Annotated in this window: 9 protein-coding genes; 1 reads left to right on the top strand and 8 read right to left on the bottom strand. The window is 69.6% G+C overall.

Features of this window, described 5'->3' with window-relative positions:
* Window position 1: 1 nt before the first annotated feature.
* The 8 genes from ACZK39_RS14115 to ACZK39_RS14080 form a co-directional block, all read right to left on the bottom strand.
* Window positions 2-1,294, bottom strand: coding sequence for an FHA domain-containing protein (locus ACZK39_RS14115; protein WP_463613659.1), 1,293 nt, complete (start codon window positions 1,292-1,294; stop codon window positions 2-4).
* On the bottom strand, window positions 1,276-2,073 hold the full coding sequence (locus ACZK39_RS14110; protein WP_459056061.1) for a PP2C family protein-serine/threonine phosphatase: 798 nt from the start codon (window positions 2,071-2,073) through the stop codon (window positions 1,276-1,278). The genes ACZK39_RS14115 and ACZK39_RS14110 overlap by 19 nt, the downstream gene beginning before the upstream one ends.
* On the bottom strand, window positions 2,070-3,320 hold the full coding sequence (locus tag ACZK39_RS14105) for an FHA domain-containing protein (protein WP_463613658.1): 1,251 nt from the start codon (window positions 3,318-3,320) through the stop codon (window positions 2,070-2,072). Before ACZK39_RS14105 ends, ACZK39_RS14110 begins: the two co-directional genes overlap by 4 nt.
* Window positions 3,320-5,725 (bottom strand): transglutaminase TgpA family protein, encoded by a 2,406-nt coding sequence (locus ACZK39_RS14100; RefSeq protein ID WP_463613657.1) that lies wholly within the window; start codon window positions 5,723-5,725, stop codon window positions 3,320-3,322. Before ACZK39_RS14100 ends, ACZK39_RS14105 begins: the two co-directional genes overlap by 1 nt.
* Entirely contained in the window at window positions 5,722-6,942 is a 1,221-nt protein-coding gene (locus ACZK39_RS14095) for a DUF58 domain-containing protein (RefSeq protein ID WP_463613656.1), read from the bottom strand. The genes ACZK39_RS14100 and ACZK39_RS14095 overlap by 4 nt, the downstream gene beginning before the upstream one ends.
* A gap of 3 nt (window positions 6,943-6,945) precedes the next feature.
* Window positions 6,946-7,911 (bottom strand): AAA family ATPase, encoded by a 966-nt coding sequence (locus tag ACZK39_RS14090; protein ID WP_463613655.1) that lies wholly within the window; start codon window positions 7,909-7,911, stop codon window positions 6,946-6,948.
* A 40-nt stretch (window positions 7,912-7,951) separates the two neighbouring features.
* Window positions 7,952-14,023 (bottom strand): Ig-like domain-containing protein, encoded by a 6,072-nt coding sequence (locus ACZK39_RS14085; RefSeq protein WP_463613654.1) that lies wholly within the window; start codon window positions 14,021-14,023, stop codon window positions 7,952-7,954.
* Between the two features lie 224 nt (window positions 14,024-14,247).
* Window positions 14,248-14,793 (bottom strand): N-acetylmannosamine-6-phosphate 2-epimerase, encoded by a 546-nt coding sequence (locus ACZK39_RS14080; RefSeq protein WP_463613715.1) that lies wholly within the window; start codon window positions 14,791-14,793, stop codon window positions 14,248-14,250.
* 166 nt (window positions 14,794-14,959) lie between these two features.
* On the opposite strand from ACZK39_RS14080, the gene ACZK39_RS14075 reads away from it, so the two are divergent.
* Window positions 14,960-16,477, top strand: coding sequence for a DUF1593 domain-containing protein (locus ACZK39_RS14075; RefSeq protein ID WP_463613653.1), 1,518 nt, complete (start codon window positions 14,960-14,962; stop codon window positions 16,475-16,477).
* The last annotated feature ends 11 nt before the right edge of the window (window positions 16,478-16,488 follow it).

Here is a 16,488-nt window from a genome sequence, read left to right as displayed (position 1 = left end):
GTCAGGGGGTCCTGTCGAGATGGATGTAGAGCCCCTTGCCCAGGTCGATCAGGTCCCCGGGCACCAGTGGCACCGGGGTCTCCGGAAGCCTGACCGGCGGCTTTCCGTGTCGTCTCAGGTAGGTGCCGTTACTGCTGCGCAGGTCCCGCGCCAAGATCCGCCACCCCTCGATGAGGATGGCGAGATGGGTGCCGGACACATGCGGATGAGGCAGGGCCACCAGCCGTGGGGTCTCGTCGAGTTTGAGGACGTTGGACTGGGGGTTGCGGCCCGCGATGATGGGGCCCCGGAGCGGGATGGTCTCCCCACCTTCGATCCGGAGCCAACCCAGCTGCGGCCGAGGGGCGCGGCGCGCCTCCCCGGCTACCTCGGATCCGCACACAAAGCACGTGGCCCGCTCGGGCGGGTTCGCGTGTCCACGGTCGCAGAACCTGGCCAGTACCTGGGGCCCCGCGGAGACCGGGGCGACCATCTGCACCTCGACCACCCCTTCGTCGACGACGGTGTCGCCGCCGAGCAGATCGACGGGAGCTACGGCGACGGCGGATGCCTCCTCGGCCTCCGGCCTGATGGCTGCGGCCTCGACGTCGAGGGCGATCGAGTGGTCCCAGAGCGATGCGTACTTGTTCTCTTCCTGAGTCGCGACCACCGGCACTACGAGGTCGTCCTCGGCCAGCGTCTCCTGGGCGGTGGTCAACTCGGACGGTGCAGGAGCCGGCTCCGACGCCTCGGGCTGCGGGCCGGCCTGCTCGCCGACCGCATCCTCGCTTCGCGGGGCCTCCACTGACACCGGCTCAGCGCGCAGCCGTCCCTCCGGATGGGGCCCTGAGGCGAACTCACCGAAATGGATGCCTCCCGCCGGCACGACGCCGTCAGTGATCGGCCCCGAGGGTCCGGCACCCGGCTCGGCGCCCAGGCGCACCCCCTGCGGCGATGCGAGCACCCGCTCGGCCCAGGTGGTGATGCCCTCCCCGGTCAGCGACTCCACACGATCGTCCAACTGGACCTCAAGAGGCACCGGGCCCCGCACAGCGATGTGCCAACGGCCGCCGTCGGCCACGGCGACCGCGAAGGGGGGCAGGTCCAGGAAACCGGCCTCGGAGGTTTCTGCCAGGGTCTTGAGGAACGTGCCCAGTTTCGAGTCCCGGTGCAACCGGCTCCAGATTCGCTCCGCGCTGCTCACCCCGACGGAGGCATCGACGAGCGCGACTCCGCCGGGCCATGCGATGGCCAGCATGCCTCCGGCCTCCCATCGCGGGACGGCCCGCTCCGCCGTCATGACTCGTCCGCCCATTCAGGGACAGTGTCGTCGTCTGGAGAGACGGTCGAATCATCGAGGCCCGACCCTGCGGTGGCCGTCGACACCACGCGGTCACAGTCCACGACCACAGCGGTCACGTTGTCGTGGCCACCGGCGTTCAGCGCAGCCTGAACAAGGGAATCGGCGGCCTCTCGCGGGTCGGCGACGGTGAGCAGGGTGGCCGCGATGAGCTCCGCGGACACGTCGTTGCTGAGCCCGTCGGAGCACACGAGGATCCGGTCCCCGTCCGCGGCCGGGATGAGCCACTGATCCGCGATCGGCTTGCTGAGCCCGGCCCCGAGCGCCCGAGTGATGACGTTTCGGGCCACAGGAGCCGCCCCCGCGGCGGCGGCTCGGGCGGCGGCGGAGTGATCGACGCTGATCTGGGTCAGCTCCCCGTCGCGGAGGAGGTGCGTGCGCGAATCTCCGATGTTGAACACCAACCAGCACGGCATCCCGCCCTGCAGCGACATCCCCACCCCGGACAGCGTGGAGCCCGGGGCGCGCCCGGTGGAGGGCAGGCCCATCACGACGGTGGCGGCACGGTCCACCGCGTCCACCAGATCATTCGATGAGAGCCATTCCTGTGCAGACAGTTCGAGGAAGCTGTCAGCCACAGCGCGCGACGCGGCCTCGCCCTGGCTGTGACCGCCCATGCCGTCAGCAACCATGAATACCGGCGGCACGGTGAGGTAGGAGTCCTCGTTGCTCGATCGCACGAGGCCCTGGTGGGTGACGGCACCGAACCGCACCGCCATCTCGGGCTGGGTCACTGCGACACCTGGAGTGATCGCCCACCGAAGTGGATGACAGCGCCCTCGGGTATGGGATGAATCTCCGCGACCGGCAGGCGCGTCCGTGAGCCGTCCACTTCCACGTGCACGCCGTTGGTGGCACCCGCGTCGTACACACCGACGCCACCATCGGCGGGGACCAGAACGAGGTGGGTCTTGGACAGCCGCATGGACTCGTCAACCACCGGGACGCACCGCGCGAAAGGGTAGGCCGGCGGAGGAGAGGGGTTGCGTCCCAGGACCACGGGCGCGTCCACGGGGATCCGCTGACCATCGTCGAGGACCACTTCAGCGACGGCCGGGTCAGAGTCCACGACGGTCTCGTCGTTGAGGAGCGACGGGGCGGCGGGCCGCTGGGGCTCGGCAACGGCGAAGTCGGGCTCCGAGGAATGTTGGACCGGATGCGGCGCGGAGTAGACAGGCACCTGGTCAGGGAGGTGCGCGGGCTGAGGTGCTCTGGCGGGCTCCTCGCCCTGGACCGGCATCGCCCACGGGTTCGCAGGGGCGAACGGCGATGCGGGTACCGGTTCGGGCTGATCGGGGGCCGCGGGCACCATCCCAGGCATCGGTTCTGGCGACGGGGGCTGCGCGTGCCCGGCCCCACCGAACGACTGACCCGGAGTGGACGCTGCGTGCTGCAGCGGCTGCTGGGCGGCCGGCCAGGACGGCTCGGGCATCTGGCCGGTGAAGTTCGAGGTCCTCGGTGCGGGCGGCTGCGGCATCTGCACCGGCAGGACGCGCGGCTGCGACGGTGGGGCGACGACCATCCCCGCCCCAGAGACGGAGAGGACCTCCACCGAGGCGTTGTGCACCGCGGCCAGCTTGAAGGCGCGGTCCAGCCAGTGCTGCCCGTCGCGATAGCTGACCAGGTAGGAGATCAGTCCCAGACCCAGGGTGGTGATCTCGAAGACGCCCTGGACCAGGTACTTCAGCATCACCATCGCCTTCGCGTCCGCGCCGGTATCGGTTCGGATGTAGCGGAACTTGAGGAAGAAGCCGCCCAGGTTGGTGGAGGCCGTGACGAACAGGACCAGCTGCCAGGCCACCAGAGCGAACACCGCGACGACGCTCACGATTGTGATCGACGAGTTCGCCCCGCCCACGCCTTGGGCGATCGCTGGGATGAAGTTGGCCGCGAGTCCGAATGCTCCGACGATGAGACGAGCCATCACCCGCCGACCCACGTCGACCGGAGCGGCGGTCACGTTCCCGTACTGCGTGCGCATCAGGATTCCTTCTCTTCGGGGACGACGCCGCTTCGGGCGCGTCGAGCTGTGGGGTTGGCTGACGCCGGCTCGTTCTTCGGTGGTGCGGAGCGGCGGGGGCGCAGTGCCCACGCGCCCCACTCACGTGGCGCCCGCGGGGCGCGCTTCAGGCGAGACTGCGGGGCTCGTCGTCGCAGTGATCGGGTGGAGAACAGCGCGGCTGGGCGCGCGTACCACGGCCGGGTGGCCAGAAGCGCGCCCCGGAGGACGTCGACCTCCCCCCACACATGGTCACTCTCCTGCCGGGCGGGCGACCCGGCTCCGAAGATCGACGCGTCGATCCGGTGGGCAACCGGCTCAACCGGGAGGCCGGGGTAGCTCTGCTGCAGGGTGGCGGCGGCCTCTCGCCGCGTCCAGGTGCTCGGGGCCGAGTGGCCAAGGTCGCGGGCCCTGTCGACGATCTCCTCCCAGGCCCCGGCGATCTGGTCGGCAACCTCGCCGCTGGTGCGGCGCTTCTTCGCACGGCTCGCCTTGAGTGCGCCGATGAGGAGGAATGGGCTGGCCGCCAGCAGCAGGCCGCCGGCCGCCGCGCCGATGATTATGAGGATGAGCCCGAGGTTCGACTCGCCGTCGTCCTCCTCATCCACGTTGACGGCGCTCTCGTCCGCCACGATCGGCTCGTCGGGGAGCTTCTCGGGCGGGTTCGGAGGCGGATCCACCTGCGGCTTGGGCTTGGGCTTCGGGCGCGGGACATCGGTCTGCGGCACCTTGTCGCGGTCCGGCGTGGGGTCGAACGCCACCCATCCGGCTCCATCGAGGCTCGCCTCGACCCACACGTGTGCCTGCGTGCCGGTGACGTCCCACTCCTCGGTGGGCGCGTCGCCCTCGAGGGGATGGAACCCCATCACCACCCGGACCGGGATGCCGAGCTGCGTCGCCATCAGGGCCATCGCGGTGGCGTACTGCTCGTCGTCGCCGACCCACTGAGGCTGGTTGAACATCGTCGCGAGGCGTTCGGCGGTGTGCCCTGAGCGCGATTTCCCATCCGATCCGTCGGAGTAGAAGCCCTCGGCCCGCAGCCTCTCCGCGATGAGCTCAAGCTGCCCGTACGCGCTGGTCGCCTCAGAAGTCCAGTCCGTGGCCGCCTTCACCAGGACGTCCGGCACCCGCGACACCTCGGCGAGCGCGGACCGCCCGATGCCTGCTTCGGCCAGTGCCTCCCGCTCAGCCTCGTCTTGGAGAACCACCGCCACCGCGTCGACGATGAGCGCCGTCCCCTCGGCCAGCCGTCCGGTGGTCAGCGCCTGATGGGTGGTCCGGTTGTAGTAGAGGCCGCGGGCCTGGGCCGTGGCCCGGTCGCCGGAGAACTCGATGCTGCTGGAGTCGCCGAACGACGGCACCCACACGTCGTCGTAACCCACGACGGTGACCTCTGCCCTCGCCGGGTCGGCAGCGGGCGTCCACGGCAGTTCGCGCCCGGACCGCAGGTACTGGCTGCTGGCCTGCGAGACGTTGAAAACAGTGCCGTCCCAGGTGTCGAGGACGGCGAGGCGCAGCCGGCTACCCTCCGGCATGCCCGACACGCGGAACAGCACCTCGTCCTTGAGCGACCCCTCGTACAGCCGGTACCGGGTGAGCGGGCTGGCGTACTCCTGCAGGTTCAGCGGAGGGGCGACGTTGTCGCGCAGGACCTGGCGATTGACCCGGTCCCCCGTGAGCAGGTTGACGCCCACGGCCGCCACGGTGGCGAGGGCGATCACGAGGCCCGCGGAGAGCACCTTCGCGGTCGCGCGGGACATCCCGTGGTCGCGACGCACGAGGATCTCGGAGTTGACCGCACGGCTGCGACTCAACCGGTGCGCCGTCAGCCACACCAGCAGGCCGGCCCCCAGTGCGGCGCCCAGCCAGGCGGCCGTGGGTGCGCTCCGCACTCCGAACGCGATGCTCATCGCCAGCCAGCCGAGCGGCAGCAGCAGCGGCCACACCACCGCGCGGGTCAGCCGGACGACGCCCATGGTTGCCGCGCCGAACAGCAGGCCGGCGAGCAGCGGCACGGCCGCCGGGCCGGACAGGTCTCCGGCCGGAGTGGCGACGGTGAGCAGATCCATCCAGCCCTGGAAGATCAGCAGCACCAGCCGGCGGAGGGTCTCCAGCGAGGGGATGACCCCAGCGATCATCGTCTCCGGGAGCACCAAGGGTCCGCCGATGAGGAGGTAGGACCCGAGCAGAGCCGCGAACCACAGCGCGGTGGACCAGCGGAAACGGGCCGCGACGAGTGCGATCGCGGCGCCCACCGTGATGCCGACGAAGGCGGCCGCATACCCGCGAAGACCGCCGAAGGCGGGCTGAAAGGCGACGACCCCCGGGAGCAGCAGCGCCCAGGCGCCCAGGGCGCGGGAGAGCGAGAAGGCGGGCGGGCGCTTCACACCAGGCTCCTGACTGCTGGGCGCAGGTCAGCCAGGCCGGCGATGTCGAGGATCACCAGGTCGCCGACCCTGCGTCGGGCCAGCTCCCCCGAGCCGGAGCACCTGACCGCGAACGGATAGATGCTGGGCGACAGCGCCAGCTGGGCTGCACGGAGATCCGCGGGGCTCGTCGTTCCGGTGACGAACGCCGCCACCGACAGGCCGGGGATCGACCCGTACCTGGCTGTGAGTTCCCGCATCGTGAGGCCCGTGCTGCCGAGCGTCACGCCGGAGAGCCTGTCGAGCATGCCCAGCAGGTTGGGAAAACGGAGCTCCCCCACCGAGGTGTACACGCTGACCTGACGGTCGTCGCGCAGCGCCGACGCGGCGAGCGACCCGGCCACGGACACGGCCAGCTCGAAGTCGTCCTCAGTCTCGTAGTCGGCCGCGACCGTGGACAGCATGACCAGCAGGTGGGCACGCATCGTCTCCTCGAACTGGCGGACCATGAGCTTGCCCGTCCGGGCGGTCGTGCGCCAGTGGATGGAACGCCGGTCGTCGCCAGGGACGTACTCCCGCAGCGCGTGGAACGAGACATCCGAGGAGGATAGATTGGAGGTGGTGACCCCCTCGACGTCCCTCAGCACCCCCACCGCCGCGGCGTCGACGTGGGTGATCCTCGGATGGATGTACAGCTCGGTGGCCGGGGCCAGCACTTTCTGTCGGCTGACGGCCCCGATGGGGTCCACCTGGACCGAGCGCACCGGGCCCAGCGTGATGATCCCGCGACGGCGGGTGGGGACGGTGAACATCTCCTCGTGCTCGTCGCCGACGGCAAGTGCCCCCACCCGGAACGAGGCCACCGCCTTACCGACGGGGAACTCCAGCGTGGCCGGGCCCGAAGACTTGCCGCCCGCCGTCGTGACCAGCACCCGACCCAAGGCCTCGCCGCCCGCCTGGACGCGCGGCCGGTGCAGTTCCAGCAGCACCTCGTGCTCACGGCGCCCCAGAATGGTGACGAGGGCGACGAGCAGCACCACCGCGGCCATGGTCGACAACGCCCGGAACTCCAACCACCCCTCGCTCCAACCGAGCCAGCCCGCGCCCGCGCCGCCCAGGATCAGCGCCCACCCGATGGGGGTGATGCTGGCCACGACGGGATGCCGCGCCGCGCCCCAGGCGAGGGCGCGGAGCCGGCCGGGGAGGCCGAGAGGAAGAAGCCGTGTGAATCGGGACACTGGTCAGCTGGCCATCCGGGCCACGGGCGACTCGACGGCGGCGAGCGCCCGCGCGATCACGTCGGTGTCCTTGGTGCCCGCGAACTCGGCCTCCGGCGACATGATGAGCCGGTGCGTCCAGACCGAGGCAGCGAGCACCTTCACATCGTCGGGCAGGACGTAGTTGCGGCCGTGCGCGGCGGCCCACACCCGGGCGGCGCGCACCATGGCGATGGCGCCTCGCGTGGAGACCCCCATGGACGTGTCGGCATCGTCGCGGGTGGCCTCCACCAGGCGATGCACGTAATCCAGCACCGCCACGTCGACGTAGTTGTCGCGCACGGAATCGATCATCTCGGCCACCGCCTGCTGCGCGATGACCGGAGTGAGGTTCTTGGACCGGTCCGGCTGGGCTGAGCCGGCCAGCACCTGGAGCGCGGCCTCCCGCGCGGGGTAGCCCACGGAGGTCTTCATGAGGAACCGGTCCAGTTGCGCCTCGGGCAGCTTGTAGGTGCCGGCCTGCTCGACGGGGTTCTGCGTCGCGATGACCATGAACGGCCGCTCCGTGGCGTAGCGCTGGCCGTCGACGGTGACGTGCGACTCCTCCATGACCTCCAGCAGCGCCGACTGGGTCTTCGGCGAGGCGCGGTTGATCTCGTCGGCGAGCACGATCGAGCTGAAGATCGGCCCGCGGTGGAACGTCCACCGGCCCGTCGACTGGTCGAACATCGTGATGCCGGTGATATCCGAGGGCAGCAGGTCCGGGGTGAACTGGATCCGGTTGTGGCTGCCGTGGACGGAGGCCGCGATAGCGCGGGCGAGCGCGGTCTTGCCGGTGCCGGGGGTGTCCTCAAGCAGGAGGTGGCCCTCGGCGAGCATGCAGGTCAGCGCCAGCCGGATCACCGGGGCCTTGCCCAGCAGGGCCTGGCCGACGTTGTCGGTGAGCCGCTGGAACATGTCCGCGAAGAAGGCGGCGTGTTCGGGGGTCATGGTCATACGTGTTGTTCGCTTTCTGCCTGTGTGGTGGTCGCTAGTAGTGGCAGTCGCCCGTTGCGTCTTGAGGAGCCGTCTCGAAGTTCTTCGCTATCTCAAGGTTGAGGAACCGCCCCGGCCCCCAGTTGCCGTTGCCGTCGACGCGGAATGTCTGGGTGTAGCTCCCGCTTCCCCCGGAGCCCGCGGCTCCCAGAGTGCACGTGACATCAGAGTTCGGGTACCACGTGGATAGGGTGATGTTGATCCAGTCGCAGCTCTCACCACCCCAAGGGCAGGTCCCCGAGTCGCCGCCATGCGTGACGGCCGCCGTGCCCTTGCCCCGCGTCGTCGCGCACTGCTGCACCGACCCGCTCCGCTGGCCTTCGCTGTTGACCGAGTAGGCGGTGATGCAGATGGTCTGGTCCGGGCCGGTGCCCTCGCGGGTGCTGCCGGACAGGGTCTGGTTGCCGTCGCGGGTGTTCTGCGAGGTGTCCACCACGACGGTGGTGACCGGACGGCCGTTGCTGCTGCCGCCCATGCTCCACGAGAGGTCGACGTTGCCGTCGCCCGCGCGCCCGGCACTCACCGACGGGGCCGCGGGAGGCGCGTAGGTGTTGACGGTGGCGGAGGCGGAACCGCCTTGGGCGGTCTCGCCGTTGACCGTGCTGATGGCCGTCAGCTGCACCGTGACCGTGTTGCCGAGCGGGAATGCCCCGCTGTCGACGATCTGGCCGGTGCTCACCGTGCCGGATGAGCCGCCCGCGCTCCAGCGGTAGCTGATCTCCGCGGGGCGCGCACCGTTGCCTGCCGCGGCCCCGAAGTCGAAGCGCGCACGGGTGCCGTCGCCGGTGGGGGTGAGGCTGAAGCTCGTGGGGGCGCCGGGTGGCTGGAAGGCGCGCACCGCGTTGGACGCGGGCGACCAGGAGCTCCAGAGCCCCGACTTGTTGGTGCTGCGCACCTCGAAGGTCTTGTCCTCGGTGCCCACGGCCATGGTGATGTAGGTCGAGGTCCCGCTGCCCGTGTAGAGCAGCGAGGTGGTTCCACTCTGGCGCATCTCGAAGGTGAAACTGGTGTCCCCGTTGGGGTTCGCCGGAGCGCCCCACGACACGTTCGCTCTGGGGGTCACGCCGGCCGCGGCCGTGTCCTTGACCACGCTGGGAGCGCCCTGGTTGGCCGGCGCGCCGGCCGGAATCTCGGGCGCCGACTCGGGTCCCTGCGGTGCCGTCACCCGGGGGTCGAGCTCGGTCAGCTTGTTGTGCGCCGTGACGCTGAACTGGTAGGCGGTGCCGTTGTTGAGGTTGGCCCACGTCAACGAGGTGCCCGCAACCTCCTGCTGGGTGCGGCCGCTGGCGTCCGCGGGGATGATGCTGACCTTGTATTTCGTCACCGGAGACCCGCCGTCGGGGACGGTGGTGACGGGCCAGGTCAGGTCGATCTGGCGGTCGCCGAAGGTGGCCGTGGGGGCCGCCGGCGTGTTGGGCAGCACGTCGATGAAGATCTCGTTGCTGGGCGCCGAGTCCGGCGAGGGGGTGATGTCACCCTCCGTGACCTCGGCCCGCACCGTGAACTGGTAGGTGTTGTTGTTGGGCAGCGTGTCGATGTCGCAGCTTGTCTGCAGCCCGCAGAACTTGCTCCCACCGCTCCAGTAGACGGTGAATCCCTTCGGGGTTCCCCCCCGCCAACCCGAATGGCTCCAGGTGACCCGCGCGGTCTTCGACCCCAGGGCCTCGGCCGCCACGTTGACGGGCGCCTTCGGGGTGTCCTTGACGGTCAGCGTGATCCTGCCGGTCCGTTCGCGTGCGGCGTCGCGGGTGTCGTCGGCCACCCGGTAGGTGACCACCACGTTCTCCGCGGAGTCCGAGGCGGCCCCGGAGTCCGTGGGGGTCACGCTGACGGTGAGCCCGCTCGCGGACACGGTGGCCGGTCCGGTCACGGCCGGCTGCCCGACGAGGACGACGTCGCCCCCACGGTCCGCGAAGGGGTTGGTGATGACCTCGGACAGGTCGAAGGTCGACGTGGCCCCGACACGTCCCTCGTTCTCGGTGATGTCGGTCACCATCATCAGCGGCCTCGTGGAGGGCGCCACGGTCACCGGCAGGGTCATCTCCAGTGGCTCGGTGGTGCCGTCGTGGACGCTCACCACGATGCTGCCCGACGTCCCGACGGGGGTCTCGGCCGGGACTGAGACGAGGACGGTCTGCCCCACCACCGTCGCCTCCACGGGCGAGGTGACCGACTTCACCGCGAACGCCATCTTCTCGTTGTCACCCGGGTCCGGGTCCTCCACCATCGCACCCAGCGACACCTCGACAGGGTCTTCGCCCTTGGCGACCACGATCGCGCTCGGGCGGAGCTCCGGAGGAAAGAGCCCGGACGATTCCACTGTGATCGGCAGGCTGAGCGTTGCGGTCAGCCCGCGGGGGTCGTCGAGCGTCTCGCCGTCGGTGACCTGGAACGACACCGACGTGGCCCCGATGAACAGCTTGTCCGGCGTGAACGTGATCGTGGTGTCGTCGACAACGGTCAACCCGAGCTGCGGGTCCTCCGTGCTGCCGCCCGGGCCCGCCACCACGGTGTCCACGCCGGTCAGCTTGGCCGAGTGGTCCGGGCGGGTGAGCACGAAGCTGTCGAAGTCGATGGTGAGGGTCTCGCCGCCCTTGACCGTCGCGGGAATCTTTGCACGGTCCAGCTGCGGCGGGATCTGGTCGCGTCCGGGCACCACGATGGCGGCCTTGGCCGTCAGACCATCGCGGTCGGTCAGGGTGTAGAGCACGATCTGCCGGTCATCGGTCAGCGGCACGGTGGCCACGCCGCCCTTCACCTCGCCGGCCTCGACGGTGACCTCGACATCCTCGACCATGCCGTCGGGATCCGAGTCGTTGTCCAGCAGGCGCACCTCGACGGCCTCGAGCCCGTTGACCGAGTTCACGGGTACGTAGTCGTCTCGCGCGATGGGGGCAACGGGCGGCACGTTCTCGTCGACGGTGACCGTGACGACGCCCACGACGGGGACACCCCCTCCGTCGGTGATCGAGTAGTAGAGCTGGTAGACGCCCTTCTCCGCGGGGGTCTCCACCACCACCTTCTGACCCTTGATCTCGGCCACCGGATCCCACCGGTCGTCCACGGGCTTGACCGAATCGGCGACGATCGAGATGGTGTCGCCGTCTGGGTCCACGTCGTTGACCGTCGCGGGGATCTCCAGCCTGGTGCCTGGTCTGGAGGCGATCTCGTCCGGGACCGCCACCGGGGCCTGGTTGCTGGTGGGGGCCGGAGCGATGCCGATCCGGACCATCCCCTCGCCCTCGGCACCGAAGCGGTCCTTCACGCGGTAGCTGAACGTGTCCGTGCCATTGGCCTGCTTGGACGCCTCGTAGACGAGGTAGTTGCCTTCGACTGTCGGAGCTCCCTGCTTCGCCGAGTACGCGCCGATGAGCTCCACAGAGTCTCCGTCAGGGTCGATGCCGTCCATGGGGATGGCCACCCGAACGGTGGAGCCGGTGAAAGTGCGGGCCTCAACGGCCCGCGGCACGGGCTGCTGGTTGCGGTCGTCGAAGTCGCGCACCGTGATTCTCACGGTGGAGGAGGCCACGTTGCCCTGCTCGTCGGAGATCGTGTAGATCGCCTCAGCCGAACCAGCCACCTGGCCGGCGCGGAAGCGCACCTGCTCATCCGAGACGAAGAACTCGCCCAGCTCCGCGGCCGTGCGCACATCTAGCTCCGGGCGCAAACTAATGGCCATGTCCGAGGGTGAATAGTCGTTGGCGAGCACGTCCACCGAGACGATGTCGCCCACCCGCACCACTGTCTCCTCGGGGAGGGCAACCGGAGGCTGCACCGTGGACTTCACCGTGAGCGGCACCACCAGGACCTTGGCCGAGGTGGAGGCCCGCCCGTTGCTGACGGTGTACTCGAACGTCTGGGGAGCTGTGATTCCGGCCGGTGACGAGACCCGGAGCAGCGAGTGCCGCACCACCTCGACGGTGAGGCCCTCCGATGACCCCATGGACACGCCTTGGATCACGAGAACCCCGCCGGCCGGGTCGTAGTCGTTGGCCAGCGGCTCCACCACCACGGACCCGTTCGGCGGCAGCAACGCGAGGTCGTTCTCAGCGGCGGGGCGCTCGTCGGCATTCGCCGGGTCGATGACGTCCACCCGGATCCGACCCTTCGCAGTGTGGGGACCGTCGCTGATCGTGTAGATCAGCGTGTGGCTGCCGGGTTCCGAGGCGGTGAACTGGATGCTCTTCTCCGCGTAGTCGGGTGTGGCCTCCACCTCCGGGGCCGTCGGGCCCACTTCCACCAGCTTGAGGTCGTCAGCGTCGGCGTCCGTGTCGTTCGACAGGGGCCGCAGCGTGATCGCCTCACCAACAGTGGCTACGTAGTGGTCGTTGTTGGCCACCGGCGGCACGTTGGAGGCTCCGGGCGACACCTGGACCACCAGTTCGCCGGCCGCGCTGGCCGTGCCGTCGCTGACGGTCACGTTCACGACACGCCGCCCTGGGCCGCCGGTGCCCAGATCCGTCACGGACACGTAGCCGTCGGGCCGCCAGGTCACGTTGAGGCCATCTTCCCCGACGGCGTTCTCGAGGAAGATCGGGTCGCCGTCGGGGTCAACCCAGTCCGGCAGCACCGAGTAGTCCCCGTTGGACCGCTCCGACAGCTGCAACAGGCTCGGCCGCTTGCGCTCCGGGGCCTGATTCCCGTCGGCGGGTCGGATGTTCACGCTGACCGTGGCCACGTTGGACAGGTCGATGCCGTCGAAGGCCTGGTAGGTGAAGCTGACCGATCCGCTCCGACCGGCCGGCACCTCGATGCGGGCCGCGCGGCCATCCTTGGCGAGCGTGACGCCGACGTCCGAGGGCACGTCCTTGATGACGGCGGTCAGGACGTCGCCGTCGATGTCCAGATCGTTGAGGAGGATAGGCAGCGTGGTGGCGGAGCCGGCCCGCGCCCCGAGTTCGTCGTCGACGGCCTCGGGCGGGTGCTGTTCCTCAGAGAACTCCTGCACCTGCGACAGCTCCGTCTGGTCCGTCTCCTCGGACTCCTGGTTGTCCTGCTCGTCCAGCTGCGCCGAGATGAGATCCCAGTTGTCGACCCGCAGCATCGACTCGAGCGGCAGATAGGTGGCGCCCGTCACGACGTCGTTGATGACGATCACTTTGCGGTTGGTCCGGAAGACCGGCGCCTGGGCGGCGGCCAACTCCGGGAACTGGGCTGCCTGGTCCAGTTCGGGCAGGCCGCAGTCGCGCACGTAGAACCCGGACTGGCCCCACAGCCCGTAGGCGCATCCGTCGAGGGCGACGGGTGCGGCCGGCATGCCGGTGGGGACGTCCTGACTGGTGACCGCGCCGCTCCCGGCGTCCACCTTCAGGAGCGCGCTCGGGGTAGCCACGACCACCACGGAATCCGCCTCTGACGGCTGCTGAAGCACGCCGTCGGCCAGCGCGGGGTCGTCGATGGTTGTGCCGCCGACGGTGAGCCTGGTCCCGTCGAGGACGACGAGTTGGTCGCCCAACGCGGTGAGCTGAGCGTCAACTCCGACGCCGCCTTCGATCCCCCAGTCGAGCACGGTGACCGCGGCCTCCTGCCCGGCACCCTCGACGGTGCGCACCGCGCCGTCGGCGGTCAGGACGTAGCCGGTGCCGTCCACACCCACAGCCACCCTCGGCTGATCCAGATCCTTGAGGGTGGGCTCGGCGGACGGGCTGAATCCGGCGGCCGTGGCGGTGGTGGAGGTCCACACTGTGCCCTCGGACGGGTCGGCGAACAGCACCTGATCTGCCCCATGTTCCACCGCGAGACCGGTCACGGCGGTCTCACCTGTGAACGCAACCGTGGCGGTGTCGAGGGGCTGAACAACCTCGGGACTCTGCACGAGAACGTTACCGGCCGCCTGCGACACGTCGAAGCCGGCGTAGGCGGATCGCAGTCCTCCGTCGAGCGTCTGGGAGGGGTAGTTGAGGTGCCCGATGAGCAGCTTGCTCTGGTTGGTCACCCAGACGCCGCCGTCGTTGAGGTCCACCTCAGCGGCCGGGACACCTTTGTGGACGAAGGCCAGGAGGCCGAGGGCTACGGTCAGAGCGCCTACGACGACGGTCTCGGCACGACGGCGCAGCGGCACAGCCATGAGACCCAGCCTCCCCAATGAAATGATCGACCGGCCGTCCGCTTTTCGGCGAACTCACCGTGCCGGGAGGAACACTAGGGGGTTTGTGTTTCAGCCCTGAAACCGGTCCGTGTACGCAAGCGTACGTGCTAGTGAGCGGCGAATGTCCGCCTAACTTTCGTTAGTGTCTGAGCACTCTCCGACCTCAAGGTGAGGGCGACCGAACGCCCTCTCCGCCGTTCTCCTCAGCGCCGCCCGGTGGCTGCGTTCACGGCCTCTGCGAACCAGCGGGTCAGCGTCGCGGGGTGCGTGATCGCGGTTCCGACCACCACCGACCAGGCCCCACGCCGCATCGCCTCGGCCGCGTCGTCGGGAGTGTGCAGGCGTCCCTCGACGATCAGCGGGCGGTCTGCCACGGCGAGCATCTCATCGACCGCCTCCCAGTCCGGGCCGTCGGTCTTCGGCCGCTCACCCGAGTAGCCCACCAGCGTGGTGCCGATCAGGTCGGCGCCCGCCTCCTCGGCCGCGACAGCATCCCCCGCCGACCCGCAGTCCGCCATCACCAGCACCTCGGGGAAGCGTTCCTTCAAACCCGCGACCGTCTCCGCCAGCGACAACCCGTCCGGCCGCGCCCGCCGCGTGCCGTCGAGCGCGACAACCTCGCACCCGGTCTCCGCGACCTCCACGCAATCCGCCAACGTCGGGGTGATGAAGACCCCGTCCTTGCCCACCTTCACCAGGCCGATGATCGGCACCTCGACGGCGGCGCGGATCGCACGAAGATCCTCCAGACCCGCCGAGACCGCCTCCCATCTGCAACCTGCTATCCATAGCGCGCTTAGTGTGCATATACACAGAAGGCGCGCTCTACATAGCAGGATGCAGAGCCCCTCCCGCCACCCAACCAGCCTCGCGAGTCTGCATACCTATTCGCTATCGGAGTGTTATGCTCAGGTGGTGCAGCACATCCCCGCCCAGTCGTCGGTCCCGCGCGCCTCGCTACCGCGCACGATCATCACCACCGACAGCGAAGCCGACGACATCAACTCGTTCCTGCGGCTCCTCTACTACGCCAACGAGCTGGACATCGTCGGACTGATCTACAACTCGTCGGTCCACCACTGGCAGGGCGACGGCCTCCACACCCTCCGCGAGGCGCAGGAGGCGGGGGTGCTCACCAGCTTCATGGGCGAGACCGCCGGCAGCGAGGCCCGCTCCGACGATGCCCTGACCTGGCGCTGGGAGCCTATGGGCTGGATGGAGCGGATCATCCTCGAGGACTACGCCCAGATCTACCCGAACCTTCTGCGGCACGACCAGTCGTACCCCTCCCCCGCCGACCTCTGGGCCACCGTCGCGGTCGGCAACATCGCTTTCGAGAGCGACTTCAGCGCCGACACCGAGGGGTCCAACCTGATCAAGGCGGCCCTCCTCGACGACGACCCGCGCCCGCTCTACCTGCAGGTCTGGGGCGGGACCAACACGATCGCCCGCGCACTGCTCAGCATCGAACTCGAGCACATCGACTCAAGCGACTGGGCGGAGATCCGCGCGGCCGTCGTCCGCAAGGCGGTCATCCTCAGCATCGGCCAGCAGGACACCGCCTACGCCGACTACATCGCCGAGGCGTGGCCCGACATCCCGCTGCTCGACTTCGACGGAGCCTTCGGCGGGTTCACGTCGTTCTCCCGCCGCTTCGCGTCTCCCGAGCTGATGCCCTACTACAGGGCCGAGTTCTGGGCGCACAACATCAAGTACGGACACGGACCGGTGCTCGCCCACTACGGCCTGATCGGCGACGGCACCTACTTCGAGGGCGAGGGCGACAACCCCGGCTGGCAGCCCGGCATGGCCAAGGACCCGTCGCGATTCAAGATGTTCGATCTCATCGGCGGCTTCGAACGCCTGGACTGGACCGGCGAGGGCGACACCCCCGCCTTCATGTGCCTCATCCCCACCGGCCTGCGTTTCCTCGAGGATCCGAGCCTGGGCGGTTGGGGCGGCCGGCTGGTGGCCACAGAGGCGAACCCGCACACCTTCGTCGCCGGGGAGGACCACAACCCCCACGCCGGGCTCGATCAGCGTCTGCACACGGTCGCACGCTGGACCGCCGCCTTCCAGAACGACTTCGCCGCCCGCGCGGACTGGGGCATCGCACCTGACTACAGCGGCGCGAACCACGCGCCCGTGGTGTCGGGCCCGGCAGACGCGACCCTCGCGCCGGGCGCGTCGGTGACCCTCTACGCGACGGCGACAGATCCCGACGGCGACACCCTCACCGCTCGGTGGTGGGTGTACGCGGAGGCCGGCACGCTGAGCGACGAGCCCACGCTGGAGCCGGACGGCTTCGAGGCGACGATCACCCTCCCGTCGACGGCGGAGCCGGGTCAGCGCGCGGTGGTCGTGGTGGAGGTGACCGACGACGGCACGCCGGCTCTCACGAGGTACGCCCAGGTGGTCGTCACCGTCGGCTGAGTCCCGCCCAC

The organism is Tessaracoccus luoxuelianae, from assembly GCF_055326245.1.
Note: the sequence above shows the minus strand (reverse complement) of the source record. Positions and strands in the feature narration are given on the sequence as shown.